The sequence below is a fragment of the Exiguobacterium sp. s123 genome (genome assembly GCF_018617075.1).
Classification (GTDB): domain Bacteria; phylum Bacillota; class Bacilli; order Exiguobacteriales; family Exiguobacteriaceae; genus Exiguobacterium; species Exiguobacterium profundum.
In genome coordinates this window covers 23,525-45,053 of record NZ_JACSJL010000011.1, presented here as the reverse complement: position 1 = coordinate 45,053, position 21,529 = coordinate 23,525, and the positions used below count along the sequence as shown (strand labels likewise).

Below are 21,529 nucleotides of genomic sequence, written 5' to 3'. Positions count from 1 at the left end.
TGGAACTATTATGAGTGAAGTGCGTGTACGCTATGCGCCTAGTCCGACGGGGCATCTCCATATCGGAAATGCGCGGACTGCGTTGTTTAACTACTTATTTGCTCGCCATGCTGGCGGAAAAATGATTCTTCGGATTGAAGACACTGACCAGAAACGGAATGTGTTGAACGGTGTCGAGAGTCAGATGAAATACTTGGAATGGCTCGGCATCGACTGGGATGAAGGTCCAGGGCGTGACGGAGACTACGGTCCATATTATCAAATGGAGCGTCTTGCGATTTATGAGAAGTACGTCAATGAGTTGATGAGCAAAGGCCTTGCTTATAAATGCTACATGACCTCGGAGGAGCTTGAAGCAGAGCGTGAAGCACAAATCGCACGTGGGGAGGCACCACGTTACTCGGGTGCGCACCGTAACCTCACTGTTGAAGAACGTGAAGCGTTTGAAGCGGAAGGGCGTAAACCGTCTATTCGGATTCGTGTGCCGGAAGGCGTGACGTATAAATGGACAGATGTCGTCAAAGGAGACGTCTCGTTTGAATCGAAAGATTTCGGTGACTGGGTCATCGTGAAACAGGACGGCATTCCAACGTACAACTTCGCAGTTGTCGTGGACGACCATTTGATGAAGATCAGTCACGTGTTGCGTGGGGACGACCATATCGCGAACACACCAAAACAGATGATGGTCTATGACGCACTTGGTTGGGACTATCCTGAATTCGGTCACATGACGCTCATCTACAATGACCAACATAAGAAGTTATCAAAACGGGACGAATCGATTATTCAGTTCATCGAACAATATGCGGATCTTGGTTACTTGCCAGCAGCGCTCTTCAACTTCATTTCGCTCCTTGGCTGGTCACCCGTCGGGGAAGAAGAAATCTTCTCAAAAGAAGAGTTCATTGAAATGTTTGATGCGAAACGTTTGTCGAAGAGTCCGGCGGTTTTTGACCAACAAAAACTTTCTTGGATCAACAGTGTATACATGAAGAAGGCCACGCTTGACGAAGTGGTGGCACTCAGTTTACCATTCTTACAAGAAGCAGGACGATTACCCGAGGCGGTATCTGTTGAGGAAGCGGATTGGGCGACAAACTTGATTGCATTGTATAAAGAACAAATGACGCACGGAGCAGAAATCGTCGCGTTGACAGACTTGTTCTTCAAAGATGAAATCGAGTATGACGAGGAAGCGAACGCTGTCCTTTCAGGTGAAACGGTACCTGCTGTTCTTGCAGAGTTCAAACAGCAGCTCGAAGCAATCGAAGACTTCACACCGGAAGCGATTAAAGCGGCGACGAAAGCGACGCAAAAAGCGACCGGTCAAAAAGGGAAGAACTTGTTCATGCCGATCCGTGTCGCTACGACAGGGCAAACACATGGACCGGAACTCCCGAACGCCATTTCGTTAATCGGAAAAGAGCGTGTGTTGAAGCGTCTGACAACTTTATTAGCGTAATAAAGGCATCGATGAGGAAAGTAAGCGGTACGACACGTTGCAGAGACTAGAACCTAGGCTGGGAGTTCTAGATGTGTCCCCCGAAGAAGTGCACCTCGGAGCCGTCTCGGCGATATGTAGTCGAGGCCGTGACTCGGCGTTAACGAGACTTGAGAGGGGAACGCATTTTCCCAAACAGAGTGGAACCGCGCTTACGGCGTCTCTGTGCCTTGGCACAGGGGCGTCTTTGTTTTTGTATAAGAAAAGGAGATATCGATTATGGGATTTTGGAGCAGTGTACGCGAAGACTTGCGGACTGTCCTGGAACTAGACCCTGCCGCTCGTTCGAAAGTAGAAGTGGCACTGACTTACCCAGGCCTTCACGCCATATGGGCACACCGCATCGCGCACGGATTATGGAAACGTAACGTGAAACTGGTGGCCAAATTATTAGCCCAGTTCAGTCGTTGGTTGACCGGAATTGAAATTCATCCGGGGGCAGTCCTTGGGGACCGCGTGTTCATCGATCACGGTTTCGGTGTCGTCATCGGTGAGACGGCGATTATCGGGAATGACGTCACCATCTATCAAGGCGTCACCCTGGGTGGAACGGGGAAAGAGAAAGGGAAGCGTCACCCGACAATCGGGAGTGACGTGCTTATTTCAGCGGGGGCGAAAGTACTTGGGAACATCACGGTCGGCGATTGCGTCAAAATCGGAGCGAGCTCGGTCGTATTGAACGATGTGCCGTCTGATTCGACCGTGGTCGGGATTCCAGGTCGTGTCGTCATTCGAAACGGTAAGCGTGTGAAGCAACATGATCTAGATCATCGTTTCCCAGATCCGGACCGCGAATGCCAAGAACGCTTAGAAGCGGCAGTGGATGAACTACAACAAAAATTAGCGACGCTTGAAAAGCGGATGGAGGAGAAGACACATGATTCAGCTGTACAACAGTCTCACGAATAAAAAAGAACCGTTTGTCCCGATTGTTCCGGGTAAAGTATCGATGTACGTATGCGGTCCGACCGTTTATAACTACATTCATGTCGGAAACGCCCGACCGGCGATCGCCTTCGACACGGTCCGCCGCTACTTGACGTATCGTGGGTACGAGGTCAAATACGTCTTGAACTTCACAGACGTGGATGACAAGATCATTCGTACGGCGAATGAATTAGGAGAAGACACGGAGACGCTAACGAATCGCTATATCGAGGCGTATTTAGCAGATACAGGGGCACTTAACGTTCAACCGGCAGACGTGCATCCGCGTGTTACCGATACGATGGAAGAAATCATCGAGTTCATTCGTCAATTAGAGACGGAAGGGTTCGCTTATGAATCAGAAGGAGACGTGTATTTCCGGACGAAGAAGTTTGAGACGTACGGGAAGCTGAGTCAGCAATCGATTGAAGATTTGCGGGCCGGGTCACGTGTCGATGTCGGGGAGAAGAAAGAAGACCCGCTCGACTTCGTCTTATGGAAAGCGGCTAAACCGGATGAACCATCATGGGATAGTCCGTGGGGCAAAGGACGTCCGGGCTGGCATATCGAATGCTCGGCGATGGCGAAAAAACATCTCGGGACAACGATTGATATTCACGCGGGCGGTCATGATTTGAAATTCCCACACCACGAGAACGAGATTGCTCAGTCAGAAGCTTGCAACCATGCGAAGTTCGCTAACTATTGGTTGCATAATGGCTTCATCAACATTGAAAATGAGAAGATGTCCAAGTCGCTCGGAAACTTCCTCCTCGTCCATGAGGCGTTGAAAGAAGTCGACCCGATGGTCCTGCGCTTCTTCATGTTGTCCGTCCATTATCGTCATCCGATCAACTATAGCCGTGAATTGATTGAACAAGCGGCGAACGGCTGGAGCCGAATCAAGGAAGCCTATCAGAATATTGAATATCGCTTGTCGGTCACAGCCGGACTTGGAGAGGCGAGCGAGTCGATGGAACGGAAGCTTGAATCCATCAAGGCGTCATTCATCGAGTCAATGGATGATGATATCAATACGGCCAACGCCGTGACCGTCCTCTTTGACTTGGCACGGGAAGCGAACATTTATGCGAAGGCCGATCATGTGGCCAAAGCGACGCTTGAACAGGTTCTGTCGCTATTTGATGAATTGACGGGTGTCCTCGGCTTGACGTTGGCAGAAGAAAAAGAACTATTGGATGCCGAGATCGACCAATTGATTCAAGAACGGAACGACGCACGGGCGGCACGTAATTTTGCTCGGGCCGACGAGATTCGTGATTTACTAAAAGAACAAAACATCCAACTCGAAGACACGGCCCAAGGGGTTCGGTGGAAGCGGTTATGATGCAACCGAAACAAATGAATGCCCTTGCGCTCGCTTACATGGGAGACGTGGTATACGAAATGGCTGTACGGAGACGCCTGCTCGAGAAAGGATTGACGCGCCCGAATGACTTACACCGGGGTGCGGTCCGCTACGTCAATGCACGAGCGCAGGCGAGCGTCGTGACATTTTGGTTAGAGACGGATGCGTTGACAGAAGAGGAACAGGCTGTCGTCAGACGTGGAAAGAATGCGAAATCCGGATCGGTTCCAAAGCGGGTCGATGTGCACACGTATCGTTATTCCACGGCGTTCGAGGCATTGATTGGGTATATCTATTTGACAGAAAGAAGGGATCGTCTTGAAGAACTCATCAAACAAGCGTTCGAACGACTCGAAGCCGAGTCGACCGAAACGACATGACGGAAATCGGGGAGCGGAGAAACGAACGTTTGACCGCCCTCGTGGGGAACGACCAGATCGCGCGCGTCGCCAAAAGGCAGAACGCCCTGACTATAAGGAAGTCGATGTGATGGAGGAAGGGATTGACTTCCTTTACGGTCGTAACCCGGTACTCGAGGCACTGCGAAGTGGTCGGGATATGAATAAAGTATTCATTATGGAAGGTCAGCAAAAGGGACCACTCGCTCAAATCATCGCGATGGCGAACGAAGCATCGGTCCAAGTGTCATTCGTCCCAAAAACGAAACTTGAGAAGATGGCTGGCAGTGAACATCACCAAGGAGTCGTTGCGGCGGTTGCGGCTTATGAATACAAAACAGTCGAAGACATGTTCGCTCTCGCAGCTTCGAAAGATGAGACACCGCTCTTCATTTTACTAGATGAGCTCGAAGACCCGCACAATCTCGGTTCGATTTTACGGACCGCCGATGCTGTTGGCGCACATGGGATCATCATTCCGAAACGTCGCTCGGTCGGTTTGACTCAAACGGTTGCCAAAGCCTCGACCGGGGCCATTGAGCATATTCCGGTGGCGCGTGTGACGAACTTGACACGGACACTTGAAGAGTTGAAGGAAAAAGGATTGTGGGTCGTCGGGACCGATGCGAAAGAAAGTCAGGACTATCGTCGATTGGATGGAAATATGCCACTCGTTGTGGTCATTGGAAGTGAGGGCAAAGGGATGAGCCGACTCGTGCGCGAATCGTGCGACTTCCTTGTTCATTTACCGATGGTCGGTCATGTCACGTCACTCAATGCATCTGTTGCAGCGGCGCTCCTCCTGTATGAGGTGCATCGCTCACGTCATCCATTGGCATGAGTATCCTGAAGCGTGAGCTCCTTCTTGTCGACGGATATAATATCATCGGCGCGTGGCCTCACTTGAGAAGTCTCCGCGACGTAGATTTTGAACAAGCACGTAATCTGTTGATTGAGGCGATGGCAGAATATCAGGCTGTGTCCGGCAAAGAGGTCACCATCGTGTTTGACGCCCATATGCGTTATGGTCGTGAATCCAAAGAGAAGCGGAGTCGGGTCGACGTTGTCTATACGAAAGAGAATGAGACGGCGGACGAATGGATTGAGCGGCGTGCCCATGAATTAGTGGATGACCGGCTCATTACATTATTCGTCGCGACGAACGATTTCACGGAGCAGTGGGTCATCTTTGGTCAAGGCGCATTGCGCGTCCCGGCAACCGAACTGTTGAAAGATTGGAAGCATGCGAAAACATTGATTGAACAACAGCGCGTGTCGCTCGAGAAAGAACAAGCGAATCGGAAGACGATTGATATTCCACCGCATATTCAAGCGAAGTTTGAAGAAATGCGACGTCGCAAATCAAAAGGTGATTGAAATCACGGACGAGTTCATCAAATGGACTCGTCTTTGTTTCGATTTTGACATTTTTTTGCAAAGGAATGTTGTATACTATTACATATATGAGTTACACAGTATTCAATTGACGGAATTTTTAGAAATTTGTTTGACGCATAGGAGTAGGGAGCCCTATAATGGGACACAACCTTACATAGTTCAGGATCAATCGCCGGGGGGGTAACGAGCATGAACGGATGGCCGTACGAACAGTTTGAAAAAATGTCAGACGAAGAGTTGGTCTTATTGGCGCGCAACGAAGGGGATAGCGACGCGCTCGAGTTTTTGATTGAACGATACCGGTATTTTGTGCGGGCGAAGGCACGTTCATACTTTTTGATTGGTGCAGATCATGAGGACATCGTCCAAGAAGGGATGATCGGCCTTTATAAAGGTGTGCGTGATTATAAGGACGAGCGACTTGCGTCATTCAAAAGCTTTGCCGAGATGTGCATTACCCGCCAGATGATCACGGCAATCAAGACGGCGACACGCCAAAAACATATTCCGCTCAATTCATATGTGTCACTCGATAAACCAATTTTTGATGAAGAGTCTGACCGGACGTTGCTCGATGTCATCTTGCCACCACATCCGACTGACCCACAAGAATTGATCGTGACACAGGAAGAACAGTCGTTCATGGAAGCGAAGATGGATGAGATCTTGAGTGACCTCGAACGGAAAGTCTTGCGTCTTTATTTAGACGGGCGCTCTTATCAAGAGATTTCAGATGACCTCGATCGTCATGTCAAATCGATCGATAATGCGTTGCAGCGCGTGAAGAAGAAATTCGAGCGTCATGTCGACGTCCGGATGCTCACGAGCTAACCGATTATTGACCGCGTGCCTCCTATGTGATACTTTAAAAGCAGCGCCTTGTCCGTAGACGCCATTTACAGGAGGCGTTTTTTTTTCGCTCTTTTTTAAGAGAGAGTAGTCGAAAGGGGCGCTTATGAATGGCAAAGAAAGTAAGTCTCGCTTGCTCAGAATGCGGGTCTCGAGAGTACTCGACGACAAAAAAAGATGGCGTGTCGACACGGCTTGAAATGAAGAAGTTTTGTCGCCGCTGTAACGCGCATACGCTGCATCGGGAATCAAAGTAACGTAGATTGGCATTCAATGTAGGAGGAAGCTACCATGAACTTTTTGCGCGACGTATGGAAAGAGTTGAAGAAAACGAGTTGGCCGACTCGTAAAGAACTCACGAAATATACCATTACTGTCATCGCGACTGTTGTCGTGATTGGCCTGTTCGTGTTCGGCGTAGATACTGGGGTCAGTTATCTCGTCAATTTATTGATTAACTAAGGAAGAGGTGAAAGCCGTGGAGAAACAATGGTTTGTTGTCCAGACGTACTCAGGTTTTGAGAATAACGTCAAAGAAAACCTAGAACGTCGAATCGGTTCGATGAACATGGAAGATAAAATTTTCCGCGTCCTCGTCCCGACTGAAACGACGCAAGAAGAAGTCACATTGAAGAGTGGCGAGAAGAAAATCAAAGAACGTGAAGTCAAAAGTTTCCCGGGCTATGTGTTCGTAGAGATGGTCATGACTGACGATTCATGGTATGTTGTCCGCAACACGCCAAACGTCACCGGCTTCCTCGGTTCAACGGGTGGTGGGGCAAAACCAATCCCACTCCAACCGGACGAAGTGACAAACGTCTTGTCACAAATGGGACTCATCGAGAAGAAAGATCGTTACAACTATGAACTCGGTGACCTTGTCCGCGTGAAAGAAGGCGCATTTGAGAACTTTGAAGGAACAATCGACGAGATTGAAGCCGACAAAGAGAAGCTCAAAGTCGTGGTCGACATGTTCGGTCGTGAAACAAAAATTGAGCTTGATTTCGAACAAGTTCAGAAAATTAACTAAACCCACTTGCTAATCCGTAAAACGGATGGTACAATCGAAAATGTTTGATGTTGTGCTTTATTTCGGTACAAACTCGACCTAATAGATTGAGTGGGAGGGCGCACAACGTCCAAGAAACCACATTTTAGACTTAAGGAGGTGTGTCTCGTGGCGAAAAAAGTTTCTAAACTCGTTAAACTTCAAATCCCAGCTGGTAAAGCAAACCCAGCTCCACCAGTAGGTCCAGCACTTGGTCAAGCAGGTGTTAACATCATGGGATTCTGTAAAGAGTTCAACGCTCGTACACAAGACCAAGCCGGATTGATTATTCCTGTAGTCATCACGGTATACGAAGATCGTTCGTTTACATTCATTACGAAAACTCCACCAGCTGCAGTTCTCTTGAAGAAAGCTGCTGGTATCGAGAGTGGTTCTGGTGAACCAAACCGTAAGAAAGTAGCAACGGTTAAGCGTGACAAAGTTCGCGAAATCGCTGAACTTAAAATGCCTGACCTTAACGCATCATCTGTAGAAACAGCGATGCTTATGGTTGAAGGTACTGCACGTAGTATGGGTATTGTAATCGAAGACTAATTGCTAGTCTCTGGGGTTGTCGGTGAATACTGCTCACCTTCAATCCCTTCATTATGTGGGAGGAAATTCCGCTAACCACAAGGAGGAAAAGATCATGGGTAAAAAACACCAAGAAGCAGCTAAGCTTGTTGACCGCACGAAGTCATACGACCTCGCTGAAGCTGTCGAGCTCGTTCAAAAAACAGCTACTGCTAAATTCGATGAAACAATCGAAGTTGCTGTCCGTCTCGGCGTAGATCCGAAGAAAGCAGACCAACAAATCCGTGGTGCCGTTGTACTTCCACACGGTACTGGTAAAACACAAAAAGTTCTCGTCTTCGCAAAAGGTGAGAAAGTGAAAGAAGCGGAAGCTGCTGGAGCAGACTACGTTGGCGACGCTGAGTACATCAACAAAATCCAACAAGGATGGTTCGACTTCGATGTAATCGTTGCGACACCTGACATGATGGGTGAGGTTGGTAAACTTGGTCGTGTTCTCGGACCTAAAGGCCTCATGCCTAACCCGAAAACAGGAACAGTTACTTTCGACGTAGAAAAAGCAATCGCGGATATCAAAGCTGGTAAAGTTGAATACCGTGTTGATAAAGCTGGTAACATCCACGTTCCAGTTGGTAAGAAATCATTTGAAGCATCTAAACTCTCTGAGAACATCGAGACAATTCTCGAAACACTCATGAAAGTGAAGCCTGCTACTGCAAAAGGAACTTACCTTAAAAACATCTCGCTTTCATCTACAATGGGTCCTGGGATCCGTGTAGCGACTGCAGATTTCCTTAAGTAATCTTGTTGAAATAAATTGTTGACAACGTGTGACACCGCTGATAAAGTAATACACGTTCAACCGAATATGTTGGATTACCGTAGACAGAAGGTGGACATCGGTCCGTAAACCCTTCCGAGGTGTCTTTGCTCGAACTTGAGCCTGTTGTCACAGGTTTACTTTCAAACAATTACGCCCTCGTATGTCTTCATACGAGGGATTTCTTTTGGAGAGCAGCCTCTCGTCCGGTATAAGAATTGACTAGGAGGTGCAAACACATGGCAAACGAAAAAATCGTAGCTCAGAAATCGGCACTCGTCGATGAAATCGCTGAGAAAATGCAAGCGAGCGTTGGAACAGTTGTTGTTGACTACCGTGGACTTACAGTTGAAGAAGTGACTACACTCCGTAAATCACTCCGTGACGCTGGAATCGAGTTCAAAGTTTACAAGAACGGTCTTCTTCGCCGCGCAGCTACTCAGTCGAACTTCGAAGGTCTTGACGAAGTCTTCACTGGTCCTACAGCAATCGCCTTCTCTAAAGAAGACGTTATTGCTCCAGCGAAGATCTTGAACGACTTCTCGAAAGAGCACAAAGCGCTCGAACTTAAAGGCGGAATCATCGAAGGTAAAGTTTCTTCACTCGAAGAAATCAAAGCCCTTGCAGAACTTCCATCACGCGATGGTCTTCTCTCGATGCTTCTCAGCGTACTTCAAGCTCCAATCCGTGGGCTCGCAGTCGCAACAAATGCAATCGCAGAACAAAAAGAAGAGCAATCAGCTTAATTTTTGTCGCGTAGCGTAACTCAAAAAAACTTTTTCACAACATCAAAGGAGGAAAACCATAATGGCTTTCAACAAAGAGCAATTCATCGAAGACCTCAAATCAATGACGGTTCTCGAACTTAACGAACTCGTAAAAACAATCGAAGAAGAATTCGGCGTATCAGCAGCAGCTCCAGTAGCAGTTGCAGGTGCTGGCGCAGGCGCAGCAGCTGAAGAGAAAACTGAATTCGACGTAATCCTCACAAACGCTGGCGCTGGTAAAATCAACGTCATCAAAGCTGTTCGTGAAATCACAGGTCTCGGTCTTAAAGAAGCAAAAGCACTCGTTGACGGAACTCCAGCTCCAGTCAAAGAAGGCGTTTCTAAAGAAGACGCTGACGCAATCAAAGCTAAGCTTGAAGAAGCTGGCGCATCTGTTGAAGTTAAGTAATTCTACTTCACAACCTATAGAAGCTCGCCATGGCGAGCTTCTTTTATTTCCTTGAAGAATGGGTTAGGAGGTTCAACGCATGGGAGATCATTACTATACGAACGATCCACGTTCGGAAAGTGCCCCAGAGACATGGACGTACGAGTTGCGAGGGAAACAGTATCACTTCACTTCGGACCGCGGTGTGTTCTCGAAAGGGTCGGTCGATTTTGGGTCACGTCTTTTAATTGAAACGTTTGAGATGCCTGATGTGTCGGGACGTATTTTAGATGTAGGCTGCGGCTATGGTCCGATGGGGATCTCGCTTGCCGATGCCTCTGGGCGTGAGGCCTTGCTCATTGATGTGAATGAGCGTGCGCTGGCGCTCTCTGAGCAAAACGCCGCCCGTAATGGAGTGACGGTCGAAACACGGCTTTCTCACGCGTATGACGCGGTGGGGGGAGAACGGTTTGCCGCCATTGTCACCAATCCGCCGATTCGTGCGGGGAAACAAGTCGTCCATACGATCTTGCGTGAAGCACATACGCACCTCGTCGATGGAGGAGCAATCTATGTCGTCATTCAAAAGAAACAAGGAGCACCTTCTGCTAAAAAGTTATTAGAAGAGGTGTTTGGTCAAGTTGAAACGATCGCGAAAGAAAAAGGTTACTTTATTTTCCGGGCAATTCGGTCTTGACAAACGGTGAAGTCTTGTTGACTCGCTATAACGTATATGCTAACATTATAAAATGCCATTGGAATGGAATTCGCTTGAAACTGCCGTGTCTGCCGCTTTTTAGAGACGGAAAACGAGCGACATTCAATGACAATGTTCGATTATTACGCCCGAAAAATTCGCTAAAGAATTGGGGGTCTGAGAGGTGAATCAGTTGACTGGTCAACTTGTTCAGTACGGTCGTCACCGTCAGAGAAGAAGCTTTGCCCGTATCAGTGAGGTATTAGAGCTTCCGAATTTGATTGAAATTCAAACTGCTTCTTATGAGTGGTTCTTGCGTGAAGGATTGAAGGAAATGTTCACAGACATTTCACCGATTTCCGACTTCACAGGAAACCTCGTATTGGAGTTCATCGATTACTCGCTCAGTGAGCCGAAGTATTCTATCGATGAATCGAAGGAACGCGACGTTACTTATTCTGCGCCACTTCGCGTAAAAGTGCGTCTCCAAAACAAAGAGACAGGTGAGCTCAAAGAACAAGAAGTGTTCATGGGGGATTTCCCGCTCATGACAGAATCGGGAACGTTTATCATCAATGGTGCAGAACGCGTCATCGTTTCCCAGCTTGTCCGTTCACCGAGCGTGTACTATAACGCTAAACTCGATAAAAACGGTAAACGTGGATTTGGCGCAACTGTCATTCCGAACCGTGGTGCTTGGCTCGAACTCGAGACAGATGCCAAAGATATCGTTTATGTTCGTATCGACCGTACCCGTAAAATTCCGGTAACGGTGTTGTTGCGTGCCCTCGGATTCGGTACGGACCAAGAAATTATCGACCTTCTCGGGGATGACGAATACCTTCGTAACACCCTTGAAAAAGATAATACGGAGTCTACAGAGAAAGCGTTGATCGAGATTTATGAGCGTCTCCGCCCTGGTGAACCACCAACGGTAGAAAATGCGAAATCTCTTCTCGTATCACGTTTCTTCGACCCGAAACGTTACGACTTAGCGAACGTCGGTCGCTATAAGATGAACAAAAAACTTCATCTTAAGAACCGTTTGTTCGGTCAAAAATTAGCGGAAACGCTCGTGGACCCGGAAACAGGCGAAGTACTCGCCGAAGCTGGAACAATCCTCGACCGCCGCAACTTAGATCGTATCCTCCCGCACTTGGAGAACGGCCTTGGCTATATCGATGCGGAACCAACTGGTGGTGTCGCTGAAGGTGAGCCATTCGGTCTTCAGTCAATCAAAGTCATCTCACCGGATGACCCAGATGGAGAGCGTATCTTGAACATCATCGGAAATGGCAATATCGATCGCAGCGTAAAACATATTACGCCAGCCGATATTATCGCTTCAATCAACTACTTCTTCAACTTACTTCACGAAGTCGGAACAACAGATGACATCGACCACTTAGGAAACCGTCGTCTTCGTTCAGTCGGAGAACTTCTCCAAAACCAATTCCGGATCGGGCTTTCCCGTATGGAACGTGTCGTAAAAGAACGTATGTCGATTCAAGATCAAAATGCGATCACACCACAGGCGCTCATCAACATCCGCCCGGTTATCGCATCACTTAAAGAGTTCTTCGGTAGCTCGCAATTGTCACAGTTCATGGACCAAACGAACCCGCTCGCAGAGCTCACGCACAAGCGTCGTCTCTCTGCACTTGGACCGGGTGGTTTGACACGTGAGCGTGCTGGTTTCGAAGTTCGAGACGTTCACTATTCGCACTACGGTCGGATGTGTCCAATCGAAACACCAGAGGGGCCGAACATCGGACTCATCAACTCACTCTCGTCTTATGCGAAAGTGAACGAGTACGGTTTCATCGAAGCACCATACCGTCGTGTTGACCCAGAAACAGGTCTTGTCACTGGCGACATTCAATATATGACGGCTGACGAGGAAGACCTCTATGTCGTCGCACAGGCAAACATGCCGCTCACAGAAGATGGCCACTTTGCAGACGAACAAGTTCTTTGCCGTTTCCGCGGACAAAACTTGTCAGTCGAGCCAAGCCGAGTGGACTACATGGACGTTTCGCCGAAACAGGTTGTTTCTGCCGCAACGGCATGTATCCCGTTCCTCGAGAACGATGACTCGAACCGTGCCCTCATGGGAGCGAACATGCAACGTCAAGCAGTACCACTCCTTCAACCGGATTCACCGATTGTCGGTACCGGCATGGAATACGTATCTGCGAAAGACTCTGGGGCAGCTATCGTTGCGAAATACCCAGGTGTCGTCGAACGCGTCACAGCGCGTGAAATCTTGATCCGTCGCACGTCTGACGTGAACGGTTCTGAGGTTTCAGGTGACCTTGACCGTTACAAACTTCAAAAATATGTCCGTTCGAACCAAGGGACATGCTATAACCAAAAACCAATCATCGCAGCTGGTGACCGTGTCGAAAAAGGAGAAATCCTTGCAGACGGTCCATCGATGGATATGGGTGAGCTCGCGCTCGGCCGTAACGTCGTCGTTGCCTTCATGACATGGGATGGTTACAACTATGAGGATGCGATCATCATGAGTGAGCGTCTCGTGAAAGATGACGTGTACACGTCGATTCATATCGAAGAGTACGAGTCAGAGTCACGCGACACGAAACTCGGACCAGAGGAAATTACACGTGATATTCCAAACGTCGGAGATGACGCACTTCGTAACTTGGACGATCGTGGAATTATCCGCATCGGAGCTGAAGTCAAGGATGGCGATATCCTCGTCGGTAAAGTAACACCTAAGGGCGTTACAGAATTGACGGCGGAAGAGCGTCTCTTGCACGCAATCTTCGGTGAGAAGGCACGTGAAGTACGTGATACGTCACTTCGTGTACCAAACGGTGGAGACGGAATCATCTTGGATGTCAAAGTGTTCGACCGTGAAAACGGTGACGAGTTGTCTCCAGGCGTCAACCAAATGGTACGTGTCTATATCGTTCAAAAACGTAAGATTCACGAAGGGGATAAGATGGCGGGACGTCACGGTAACAAAGGTGTTATCTCGCGAATCCTCCCTGAAGAAGATATGCCATACATGCCAGACGGTACACCGGTTGACATCATGCTCAACCCGCTTGGGGTACCATCTCGTATGAACATCGGTCAGGTACTTGAACTCCACCTTGGTATGGCAGCGAAGAAGCTCGGTATCAAAGTGGCAACACCTGTATTCGATGGAGCGCGTGAGGAAGACGTATGGGCAACGATTGAAGAGGCTGGTATGGATAAAGATGCGAAAACGCGTCTCTATGACGGTCGTACGGGTGAACCGTTCGATAACCGCGTCTCGGTCGGTGTCATGTACATGATCAAACTCGCGCACATGGTTGATGACAAACTTCACGCTCGTTCGACAGGACCATACTCACTCGTTACGCAACAACCGCTCGGTGGTAAAGCACAGTTCGGTGGTCAGCGCTTCGGGGAGATGGAAGTTTGGGCTCTTGAAGCGTACGGTGCAGCCTACACGCTCCAAGAAATCTTGACAATCAAGTCGGATGACACGGTCGGTCGTGTGAAAGCATATGAGGCCATCGTGAAAGGCGAGAGCGTTCCGAAAGCGGGCGTTCCTGAGTCATTCCGCGTCTTGATCAAAGAGCTTCAAGCGCTCGGTATGGAAGTCAAGATGATGTCAGCGGATGATGAAGAAGTCGAAATGAAAGATGAAGATGACGACAACATCCCGAACGCAACATCGGCGTTAGAACAAGTCGTTCAACCGACTGTTACGGAAGAGGAATAAGGCGAAAAGGGAGGTCGGCCCCTTGGTAGATGTTAATCGATTTGAATATATGAAAATCGGCTTGGCTTCATCAGAGAAGATCCGTTCGTGGTCTTACGGTGAAGTCAAAAAGCCGGAAACGATCAACTATCGTACACTTAAACCAGAGAAGGACGGATTATTCTGTGAACGAATCTTCGGTCCTACGAAAGACTGGGAATGTTACTGTGGGAAATACAAACGTATCCGTTATAAAGGAGTCATTTGTGACCGCTGTGGCGTTGAAGTGACGAAAGCGAAAGTGCGTCGCGAGCGAATGGGCCATATCGAGCTCGCGGCACCAGTTTCGCACATCTGGTACTTCAAAGGGATTCCAAGCCGCATGGGGCTTGTTCTCGACATGTCACCACGTGCGCTTGAAGAAGTCATTTACTTCGCATCTTACGTGGTCACAGAGCCAGGTGATACTCCGCTTGAGAAGAAACAACTTCTCTCGGAAAAAGAATTCCGTCTCTATCGTGAAAAATACGGTAGCGACTTCAAAGCAGACATGGGTGCTGAAGCCATCCGTACACTTCTTCAAGACGTTAATCTTGAAAAAGAAGTAGGCGAGCTTCGTGAAGAGTTGAAAACAGTCCAAGGTCAACGTCGTACACGTGCGATTAAGCGCTTGGAAGTTCTCGATGCATTCTTCACTTCAGGAAACAATCCAGACTGGATGATCCTTGAAGTACTTCCTGTCATCCCACCAGAGCTTCGCCCGATGGTACAGCTTGATGGTGGACGCTTTGCGACATCTGACTTGAACGATTTGTATCGTCGAGTCATCAACCGGAACAACCGTCTCAAACGTTTGCTCGACCTCGGCGCGCCGAACATCATCGTGCAAAACGAGAAGCGTATGCTTCAAGAAGCGGTTGACGCCCTCATCGACAACGGTCGTCGTGGTCGTCCGGTAACAGGTCCTGGTAACCGTCCGCTTAAATCACTTTCACACATGTTGAAAGGGAAACAAGGTCGTTTCCGTCAAAACCTTCTCGGTAAACGGGTCGACTATTCAGGACGTTCGGTTATCGTCGTAGGTCCGAACTTGAAGATGTATCAGTGTGGTCTTCCAAAAGAGATGGCGCTTGAACTCTTCAAACCGTTCGTGATGAAAGAGCTTGTCGGTCGCGGCATCGCTTCAAACATCAAGAACGCCAAACGCAAAATCGAGAAGATGCAACCTGAAATCTGGGGCGTCCTTGAAGAAGTCATTCGTGAGCATCCGGTCCTTTTGAACCGTGCCCCGACACTTCACCGCCTTGGTATTCAAGCATTCGAACCGATTCTTGTTGAAGGTCGTGCGATTCGCCTTCACCCACTCGTATGTACGGCATACAACGCCGACTTCGATGGTGACCAAATGGCCGTCCACGTTCCGCTCTCTGCAGAAGCACAAGCGGAAGCACGTCTTCTCATGCTCGCTGCGCAGAACATCTTGAACCCGAAAGACGGAAAACCAGTTGTTACACCATCGCAGGATATGGTCCTCGGTAACTACTACATCTCACTCGAACGTGAAGATGCCGTCGGTCAAGGGAAAGTGTTCTCGAACGTCAACGAAGCGTTGATTGCTTACCAAAACGGTTATGTCCACTTGCACTCGCGTGTGGCACTTCCGGCGCGTACGCTCAACAACCCAACGTTCACAGACGAACAGAACGAGAAATTGCTCATTACGACAGTTGGTAAGATGATTTTCAACGAAATCTTGCCAAATACGTTCCCATACTTGAACGAGCCGACGATGGAAAACTTACAGGAAGCAACGCCTGACAAGTACTTCATCGACAAAGGGGCGAACGTTGCGGAAGAAATCGCATCACGTCCAATCATCGACCCGTTCAAAAAAGGTTTCCTTGGAAAAGTCATCGCGGAAGTGTTCCAGAAGTTTGAAACGACGGAAACAAGCCGCATGCTTGACCGGATGAAAGATCTTGGCTTCAAGCACTCGACAAAAGCGGGTGTGACGGTTGGGATTGCCGATATCATCGTACTTCCGGATAAACAGGAAATCCTTGATGAAGCACAAAAACAAGTCGACCAAATCATGAAGTCGTTCCGTCGTGGTCTCATCACTGAAGATGAGCGTTACGAGCGCGTTGTCCGTGCTTGGAACGAAGCGAAGGATGAAATTCAATCTCGATTGATGAAATCCCTCAACCGCCTGAACCCAATCTTCATGATGTCTGACTCAGGTGCCCGTGGTAACGCATCGAACTTTACGCAGCTTGCGGGTATGCGTGGGTTGATGGCCGCTCCATCTGGTCGCATCATCGAACTTCCAATCAAATCGTCATTCCGTGAAGGTCTGACGGTTCAAGAGTACTTCATCTCGACTCACGGGGCTCGTAAAGGTCTTGCCGATACAGCCTTGAAGACAGCCGATTCAGGTTACTTGACGCGTCGTCTCGTTGACGTAGCGCAAGATGTCATCATCCGTGAAGAGGATTGTGGAACAGACCGCGGAATCCGTGTTTCTGCACTCCGCGAAGGTACGGAAGAAATCGAAAGCTTGTACGACCGTCTCGTCGGACGTACATCGTTCGAAACGGTCACACACCCTGAAACGGGCGAAGTGTTGATCGATAAGAACGAATTGATCACAGAAGACATCGCGCGCATCATCGTTGATGCGGGTGTTGAAAAAGTTGAAATCCGTACAGCCTTCACATGTAACACGTCACACGGCGTATGTAAGAAGTGTTACGGACGCAACTTGGCAACTGGATCAAATGTTGAAGTCGGGGAAGCCGTCGGTATCATTGCCGCACAATCAATCGGTGAGCCAGGAACGCAGCTTACAATGCGTACCTTCCACACAGGTGGGGTTGCCGGAGACGATATCACACAAGGTCTTCCACGTATCCAAGAGGTATTCGAAGCCCGTAACCCGAAAGGTCAAGCGGTCATCTCGGAAATCTCTGGTACGGTCATCGACTTCACAGAATCGCGTGACAAGCGTGAACTCACGGTCGAAGGATTCAGTGAGACTCGCTCATACACGATTCCATTCGGAGCGCGTCTCCGCGTTCAAATCGGCGACACAGTAGAAGCCGGTGAAGTCTTCACGGAAGGTTCGATCGATCCGAAAGAATTGCTCGCCGTCCGTGGTGTATCTGGTGTTCAGAACTATCTTCTCCAAGAAGTTCAAAAAGTTTACCGGATGCAAGGGGTAGAAATCGGTGATAAGCACGTTGAGGTCATGGTTCGCCAAATGCTCCGTCGTGTCAAAGTTATCGAATCAGGTGACACACCACTTCTCCCTGGATCACTCGTCGACATCAGCGTCTTTAAAGAAGCGTGTAAAGATGCGATTCGTGATGGAAAACACCCAGCGACTGCGAAACCAGTCCTTCTCGGAATCACGAAAGCCTCACTTGAGACAGATTCGTTCCTCTCAGCGGCTTCGTTCCAAGAAACGACTCGCGTCTTGACAGATGCAGCAATCAAAGGGAAACGTGACTATCTCCTCGGACTCAAAGAGAACGTCATCATCGGTAAACTCGTTCCAGCTGGTACTGGAATGGCCGTCTACCGTGATGTGGAACTCAAAGAAGATGAGGCGCCAGTTGCGCTCGAAGATACAACAGTCGAGTAAAATACGTCTTGACAGCGCAGGTTGGCGGTGCTACTATGATTTAGTGCCGCCAATCGGTTTGTTGTCGATGACAACGATGTCCAGCAGTCGGCAAGCTACTTGGACGTCCATCCGAACTTTCTACGGGAAGGTTTGGCTGCTACAATTGCCACTTTCAAGGTATAACTCACGTTTTTGCGAGGTCATGGAATGCCTACGCCTCGTAAAAACGTTTCGTTATGACCTTAAATGAACCACCCGGGTCGGTGGGACTAGAAAATAGCAACATTCAGGAAGGGAGGATCTTCAAAGATGCCTACTATTAACCAGTTAGTCCGTAAAGGACGTAAATCGAAAGTCGTGAAATCTGACTCTCCAGCACTTAACAAAGGTTACAACAGTTTCATCAAGTCACAAACAAACGTGAGCTCACCACAAAAACGTGGTGTTTGTACACGTGTTGGTACAATGACTCCGAAGAAACCGAACTCGGCGCTTCGTAAGTATGCTCGTGTTCGTTTGACTAACCAAATCGAAGTGACTGCGTACATCCCAGGTATTGGCCACAACCTTCAAGAGCACAGCGTTGTTCTTATCCGTGGAGGACGTGTAAAAGACTTACCAGGGGTACGTTACCACATCGTTCGTGGTGCGCTTGACACTGCAGGTGTTGATGGACGTATGCAAGGCCGTTCTAAATACGGTACGAAACGTCCGAAAGCTGCGAAGAAGTAATTTTCGCCAACTAAACTACAATTGAAATTTTGAAAGGAGGGTACTCGGATGCGTAAAAACCGTGCAGAACGTCGTGACGTTATCGCAGATCCGATCTACAACTCGAAATTGGTAACTCGCCTCATTAACCGTGTCATGTTAGACGGTAAAAAAGGTACAGCTCAAACTATCATTTACAACGCATTTGGCATCATCGCTGAACGCTCAGGCAAAGAGCCTATGGAAGTGTTCGAAGAAGCAATGAACAACATCATGCCTGTACTTGAAGTTAAAGCACGCCGTGTAGGTGGGGCTAACTACCAAGTTCCTGTAGAAGTTCGTCCAGAGCGCCGTACAACACTTGGTCTTCGTTACCTCGTGAACTACGCTCGTCTCCGCAACGAAAAAACGATGGAGCAACGTATCGCGAACGAAATCATGGATGCAGCCAACAACACTGGTGCATCTGTTAAGAAACGCGAAGACATGCATAAGATGGCAGAAGCTAACAAAGCGTTTGCTCACTATCGTTGGTAATTTAATCGTAAAGTCCACTCCGCCAAGCATGGCTTAACGGAGTGGCTTTCGGGTATAATCATATCGTGTGCGCGCACACGAAAATCAAACATGCGGAAGGAGAATACCCAGTATGGCAAGAGAATTCTCCCTAAAGAATACTCGTAACATCGGGATCATGGCTCACATCGATGCCGGTAAAACGACAACAACTGAACGTATTCTTTATTACACAGGTCGTATCCATAAAATTGGTGAAACGCACGAAGGTGCTTCACAAATGGACTGGATGGAGCAGGAGCAAGAGCGTGGAATCACGATCACTTCGGCTGCGACAACTGCACAGTGGAATGGCCACCGTGTAAACATCATCGATACACCTGGACACGTAGACTTCACTGTAGAAGTTGAACGTTCACTCCGTGTACTTGATGGTGCGGTTGCTGTACTTGACGCTCAGTCAGGTGTAGAACCACAAACAGAAACTGTATGGCGTCAAGCGACGACATATGGTGTACCACGTGTCGTATTCGTCAACAAGATGGATAAAATCGGCGCAGACTTCTTGTACTCTGTGAAGACGCTCCACGATCGTCTTCAAGCGAACGCTTACGCGATCCAACTCCCAATCGGAGCAGAGGACGATTTCAAAGGGATCATCGATCTCGTTGAAATGAAGACTTACATGTACAACAACGACCTCGGTACTGACATCGAAGTAACAGATGGCTTCCCAGCTGACATGGCTGACCAAGCTGAAGAACTTCGCGGTCAATTGATCGAAGGTGTTGCTGACTTCAACGAAGAGTTGATGATGAAGTACCTTGAAGGTGAAGAGATTTCAATCGATGAATTGAAAGCTGCAATCCGTCAAGCGACACTTAGCGTTGAATTCTACCCTGTACTCGTTGGTTCTGCCTTCAAGAACAAAGGTGTTCAGCTCATGCTTAACGCAGTTGTTGATTACCTCCCATCACCAGTTGATGTAGAGTCAATCAAAGGGATCAACCTCGATACAGAAGAAGAAATCACACGTGAGCCTTCTGACGAAGCTCCATTCTCAGCACTTGCGTTCAAAGTTATGACTGACCCTTACGTCGGTAAATTGACGTTCTTCCGCGTGTACTCTGGTACAGCTGAAGCGGGATCATACGTGAAGAACTCGACTAAAGGGAAGCGTGAGCGTCTCGGTCGTATCCTTCAAATGCACGCAAACAGCCGTGAAGAGATTCCAATGGTATTCGCTGGTGACATCGCCGCTGCTGTTGGTTTCAAAGACACGACTACTGGTGACACGCTTTGCTCTGAGAAAGATAACATCGTTCTCGAGTCAATGACGTTCCCAGAACCAGTTATCTCGGTTGCAATCGAGCCTAAATCGAAAGCAGACCAAGATAAGATGGGTCAAGCTCTTGCGAAACTCGCAGAAGAAGATCCAACATTCCGCACTGAAACAAACCCTGAGACTGGTCAAACGATCATCTCTGGTATGGGTGAGCTTCACCTTGACATCCTCGTTGACCGTATGCGTCGCGAATTCAAAGTAGAAGCTAACGTTGGTGCACCACAAGTTGCTTACCGTGAAACAATCCGTGGCGCTGCGAAGATCGATTCGAAATTCGTTCGTCAGTCTGGTGGACGCGGTCAGTACGGTCACGTTGTCGTAGAATTCGAGCCGAACGAAGAAGGCGCTGGATTCGAGTTCGAGAACAAGATCGTCGGTGGTGTTGTACCACGTGAATACGTCCCTGCTGTTCAAAACGGGATTGAAGAAGCTCTCGAAAACGGTATCCTCGCTGGTTACCCAGTAGTAGACGTTAAAGCTCGTCTCGTATTCGGTTCGTACCACGATGTCGACTCGAACGAGATGGCGTTTAAAGTTGCTGCTTCGATGGCGGTTAAACAACTTAAGGACCAAGCGAAAGCTGTTATCCTTGAGCCAATGATGCGTGTTGAAGTTGTTATCCCAGAAGAATACATGGGTGACATCATGGGTGACGTCACGTCACGCCGTGGACGCGTAGAAGGTATGGAAGCTCGCGGTAACGCACAAGTCGTTAAAGCGATGATTCCACTTTCAGAAATGTTCGGTTACGCAACATCACTTCGTTCACGTACACAAGGACGCGGAACGTACTCGATGCACTTCGATCACTACGAAGAAGTACCGAAATCAATCGCTGAAGAAATCGTCAAAAAAGCGAACGGCTAATAACGGTTGTATCGCTAGATTGATTGTTGTAAGCTAAGGAGGACG

20 protein-coding genes and 2 other annotated features are annotated in these 21,529 nt (G+C 48.5%); all 20 genes read left to right on the top strand.

The window, feature by feature from the left end:
* Nucleotides 1–7 precede the first annotated feature (7 nt).
* The 20 genes from gltX to fusA all read left to right on the top strand — a co-directional run bounded on the left by gltX (nucleotide 8) and on the right by fusA (nucleotide 21,484).
* Nucleotides 8–1,465, top strand: coding sequence for a glutamate--tRNA ligase (gltX, locus tag KNO72_RS14705; protein WP_193343265.1), 1,458 nt, complete (start codon nucleotides 8–10; stop codon nucleotides 1,463–1,465).
* Nucleotides 1,465–1,672 (top strand) — a binding site (T-box leader). (Overlaps the previous gene by 1 nt.)
* 51 nt (nucleotides 1,673–1,723) lie before the next feature.
* Nucleotides 1,724–2,413, top strand: a complete 690-nt coding sequence (cysE, locus tag KNO72_RS14700) for a serine O-acetyltransferase (RefSeq protein WP_012727699.1) — start codon at nucleotides 1,724–1,726, stop codon at nucleotides 2,411–2,413.
* Nucleotides 2,382–3,779: a cysteine--tRNA ligase gene (gene cysS, locus KNO72_RS14695; protein ID WP_012727698.1), complete on the top strand. Its 1,398-nt coding sequence runs from the start codon at nucleotides 2,382–2,384 to the stop codon at nucleotides 3,777–3,779. Before cysE ends, cysS begins: the two co-directional genes overlap by 32 nt.
* Nucleotides 3,776–4,180, top strand: coding sequence for a Mini-ribonuclease 3 (locus KNO72_RS14690; RefSeq protein ID WP_074035355.1), 405 nt, complete (start codon nucleotides 3,776–3,778; stop codon nucleotides 4,178–4,180). Before cysS ends, KNO72_RS14690 begins: the two co-directional genes overlap by 4 nt.
* A 109-nt stretch (nucleotides 4,181–4,289) precedes the next feature.
* A complete protein-coding gene (rlmB, locus tag KNO72_RS14685) occupies nucleotides 4,290–5,039 on the top strand; it encodes a 23S rRNA (guanosine(2251)-2'-O)-methyltransferase RlmB (RefSeq protein ID WP_078147956.1) in 750 nt (249 codons plus the stop codon).
* The gene (locus tag KNO72_RS14680; RefSeq protein WP_012727695.1) at nucleotides 5,036–5,575 is read left to right on the top strand and encodes a YacP-like NYN domain-containing protein; all 540 of its coding nucleotides are present in this window, start codon (nucleotides 5,036–5,038) and stop codon (nucleotides 5,573–5,575) included. Before rlmB ends, KNO72_RS14680 begins: the two co-directional genes overlap by 4 nt.
* A 210-nt stretch (nucleotides 5,576–5,785) precedes the next feature.
* The gene (gene sigH / locus KNO72_RS14675) at nucleotides 5,786–6,427 is read left to right on the top strand and encodes an RNA polymerase sporulation sigma factor SigH (RefSeq protein ID WP_012727694.1); all 642 of its coding nucleotides are present in this window, start codon (nucleotides 5,786–5,788) and stop codon (nucleotides 6,425–6,427) included.
* A gap of 128 nt (nucleotides 6,428–6,555) precedes the next feature.
* Nucleotides 6,556–6,702: a 50S ribosomal protein L33 gene (gene rpmG / locus KNO72_RS14670; protein ID WP_012727693.1), complete on the top strand. Its 147-nt coding sequence runs from the start codon at nucleotides 6,556–6,558 to the stop codon at nucleotides 6,700–6,702.
* Nucleotides 6,703–6,736: 34 nt separating this feature from the next.
* Nucleotides 6,737–6,907: a preprotein translocase subunit SecE gene (gene secE, locus KNO72_RS14665; RefSeq protein ID WP_012727692.1), complete on the top strand. Its 171-nt coding sequence runs from the start codon at nucleotides 6,737–6,739 to the stop codon at nucleotides 6,905–6,907.
* Between the two features lie 16 nt (nucleotides 6,908–6,923).
* Nucleotides 6,924–7,475, top strand: coding sequence for a transcription termination/antitermination protein NusG (gene nusG / locus KNO72_RS14660; protein ID WP_012727691.1), 552 nt, complete (start codon nucleotides 6,924–6,926; stop codon nucleotides 7,473–7,475).
* Nucleotides 7,476–7,622: 147 nt separating this feature from the next.
* On the top strand, nucleotides 7,623–8,048 hold the full coding sequence (gene rplK, locus KNO72_RS14655) for a 50S ribosomal protein L11 (protein ID WP_012727690.1): 426 nt from the start codon (nucleotides 7,623–7,625) through the stop codon (nucleotides 8,046–8,048).
* Nucleotides 8,049–8,142: 94 nt separating this feature from the next.
* Nucleotides 8,143–8,829, top strand: a complete 687-nt coding sequence (rplA, locus tag KNO72_RS14650) for a 50S ribosomal protein L1 (RefSeq protein WP_012727689.1) — start codon at nucleotides 8,143–8,145, stop codon at nucleotides 8,827–8,829.
* 59 nt (nucleotides 8,830–8,888) lie between these two features.
* Nucleotides 8,889–9,042, top strand: a sequence feature (ribosomal protein L10 leader region).
* A gap of 44 nt (nucleotides 9,043–9,086) precedes the next feature.
* Nucleotides 9,087–9,593 carry a 50S ribosomal protein L10 gene (gene rplJ / locus KNO72_RS14645; protein WP_012727688.1) on the top strand — a complete coding sequence of 169 codons (507 nt, stop codon included), beginning with the start codon at nucleotides 9,087–9,089 and terminating at the stop codon, nucleotides 9,591–9,593.
* A 61-nt stretch (nucleotides 9,594–9,654) separates the two neighbouring features.
* Nucleotides 9,655–10,023 carry a 50S ribosomal protein L7/L12 gene (rplL, locus tag KNO72_RS14640; RefSeq protein WP_012727687.1) on the top strand — a complete coding sequence of 123 codons (369 nt, stop codon included), beginning with the start codon at nucleotides 9,655–9,657 and terminating at the stop codon, nucleotides 10,021–10,023.
* A 79-nt stretch (nucleotides 10,024–10,102) separates the two neighbouring features.
* Nucleotides 10,103–10,699: a class I SAM-dependent methyltransferase gene (locus KNO72_RS14635; RefSeq protein ID WP_012727686.1), complete on the top strand. Its 597-nt coding sequence runs from the start codon at nucleotides 10,103–10,105 to the stop codon at nucleotides 10,697–10,699.
* Nucleotides 10,700–10,892: 193 nt separating this feature from the next.
* Nucleotides 10,893–14,441, top strand: a complete 3,549-nt coding sequence (gene rpoB, locus KNO72_RS14630) for a DNA-directed RNA polymerase subunit beta (RefSeq protein WP_074037866.1) — start codon at nucleotides 10,893–10,895, stop codon at nucleotides 14,439–14,441.
* 22 nt (nucleotides 14,442–14,463) lie between these two features.
* Nucleotides 14,464–18,063 carry a DNA-directed RNA polymerase subunit beta' gene (rpoC, locus tag KNO72_RS14625; protein ID WP_012727684.1) on the top strand — a complete coding sequence of 1,200 codons (3,600 nt, stop codon included), beginning with the start codon at nucleotides 14,464–14,466 and terminating at the stop codon, nucleotides 18,061–18,063.
* Between the two features lie 291 nt (nucleotides 18,064–18,354).
* The gene (rpsL, locus tag KNO72_RS14620; protein ID WP_012727683.1) at nucleotides 18,355–18,777 is read left to right on the top strand and encodes a 30S ribosomal protein S12; all 423 of its coding nucleotides are present in this window, start codon (nucleotides 18,355–18,357) and stop codon (nucleotides 18,775–18,777) included.
* Between the two features lie 48 nt (nucleotides 18,778–18,825).
* Nucleotides 18,826–19,293: a 30S ribosomal protein S7 gene (gene rpsG / locus KNO72_RS14615; RefSeq protein ID WP_012727682.1), complete on the top strand. Its 468-nt coding sequence runs from the start codon at nucleotides 18,826–18,828 to the stop codon at nucleotides 19,291–19,293.
* Between the two features lie 112 nt (nucleotides 19,294–19,405).
* Nucleotides 19,406–21,484 carry an elongation factor G gene (gene fusA / locus KNO72_RS14610; protein WP_012727681.1) on the top strand — a complete coding sequence of 693 codons (2,079 nt, stop codon included), beginning with the start codon at nucleotides 19,406–19,408 and terminating at the stop codon, nucleotides 21,482–21,484.
* The last annotated feature ends 45 nt before the right edge of the window (nucleotides 21,485–21,529 follow it).

Bases quoted from the DNA above. Each gene is read 5' to 3' on its own strand.
- cysE (WP_012727699.1), top strand. From the start codon at position 1,724: ATGGGATTTTGGAGCAGTGTACGCGAAGACTTGCGGACTGTCCTGGAA.
- cysS (WP_012727698.1), top strand. From the start codon at position 2,382: ATGATTCAGCTGTACAACAGTCTCACGAATAAAAAAGAACCGTTTGTC.
- KNO72_RS14690 (WP_074035355.1), top strand. From the start codon at position 3,776: ATGATGCAACCGAAACAAATGAATGCCCTTGCGCTCGCTTACATGGGA.
- rlmB (WP_078147956.1), top strand. From the start codon at position 4,290: ATGGAGGAAGGGATTGACTTCCTTTACGGTCGTAACCCGGTACTCGAG.
- KNO72_RS14680 (WP_012727695.1), top strand. From the start codon at position 5,036: ATGAGTATCCTGAAGCGTGAGCTCCTTCTTGTCGACGGATATAATATC.
- sigH (WP_012727694.1), top strand. From the start codon at position 5,786: ATGAACGGATGGCCGTACGAACAGTTTGAAAAAATGTCAGACGAAGAG.
- rpmG (WP_012727693.1), top strand. From the start codon at position 6,556: ATGGCAAAGAAAGTAAGTCTCGCTTGCTCAGAATGCGGGTCTCGAGAG.
- secE (WP_012727692.1), top strand. From the start codon at position 6,737: ATGAACTTTTTGCGCGACGTATGGAAAGAGTTGAAGAAAACGAGTTGG.
- rplA (WP_012727689.1), top strand. From the start codon at position 8,143: ATGGGTAAAAAACACCAAGAAGCAGCTAAGCTTGTTGACCGCACGAAG.
- rplJ (WP_012727688.1), top strand. From the start codon at position 9,087: ATGGCAAACGAAAAAATCGTAGCTCAGAAATCGGCACTCGTCGATGAA.
- rplL (WP_012727687.1), top strand. From the start codon at position 9,655: ATGGCTTTCAACAAAGAGCAATTCATCGAAGACCTCAAATCAATGACG.
- KNO72_RS14635 (WP_012727686.1), top strand. From the start codon at position 10,103: ATGGGAGATCATTACTATACGAACGATCCACGTTCGGAAAGTGCCCCA.
- rpsL (WP_012727683.1), top strand. From the start codon at position 18,355: ATGCCTACTATTAACCAGTTAGTCCGTAAAGGACGTAAATCGAAAGTC.
- rpsG (WP_012727682.1), top strand. From the start codon at position 18,826: ATGCGTAAAAACCGTGCAGAACGTCGTGACGTTATCGCAGATCCGATC.
- fusA (WP_012727681.1), top strand. From the start codon at position 19,406: ATGGCAAGAGAATTCTCCCTAAAGAATACTCGTAACATCGGGATCATG.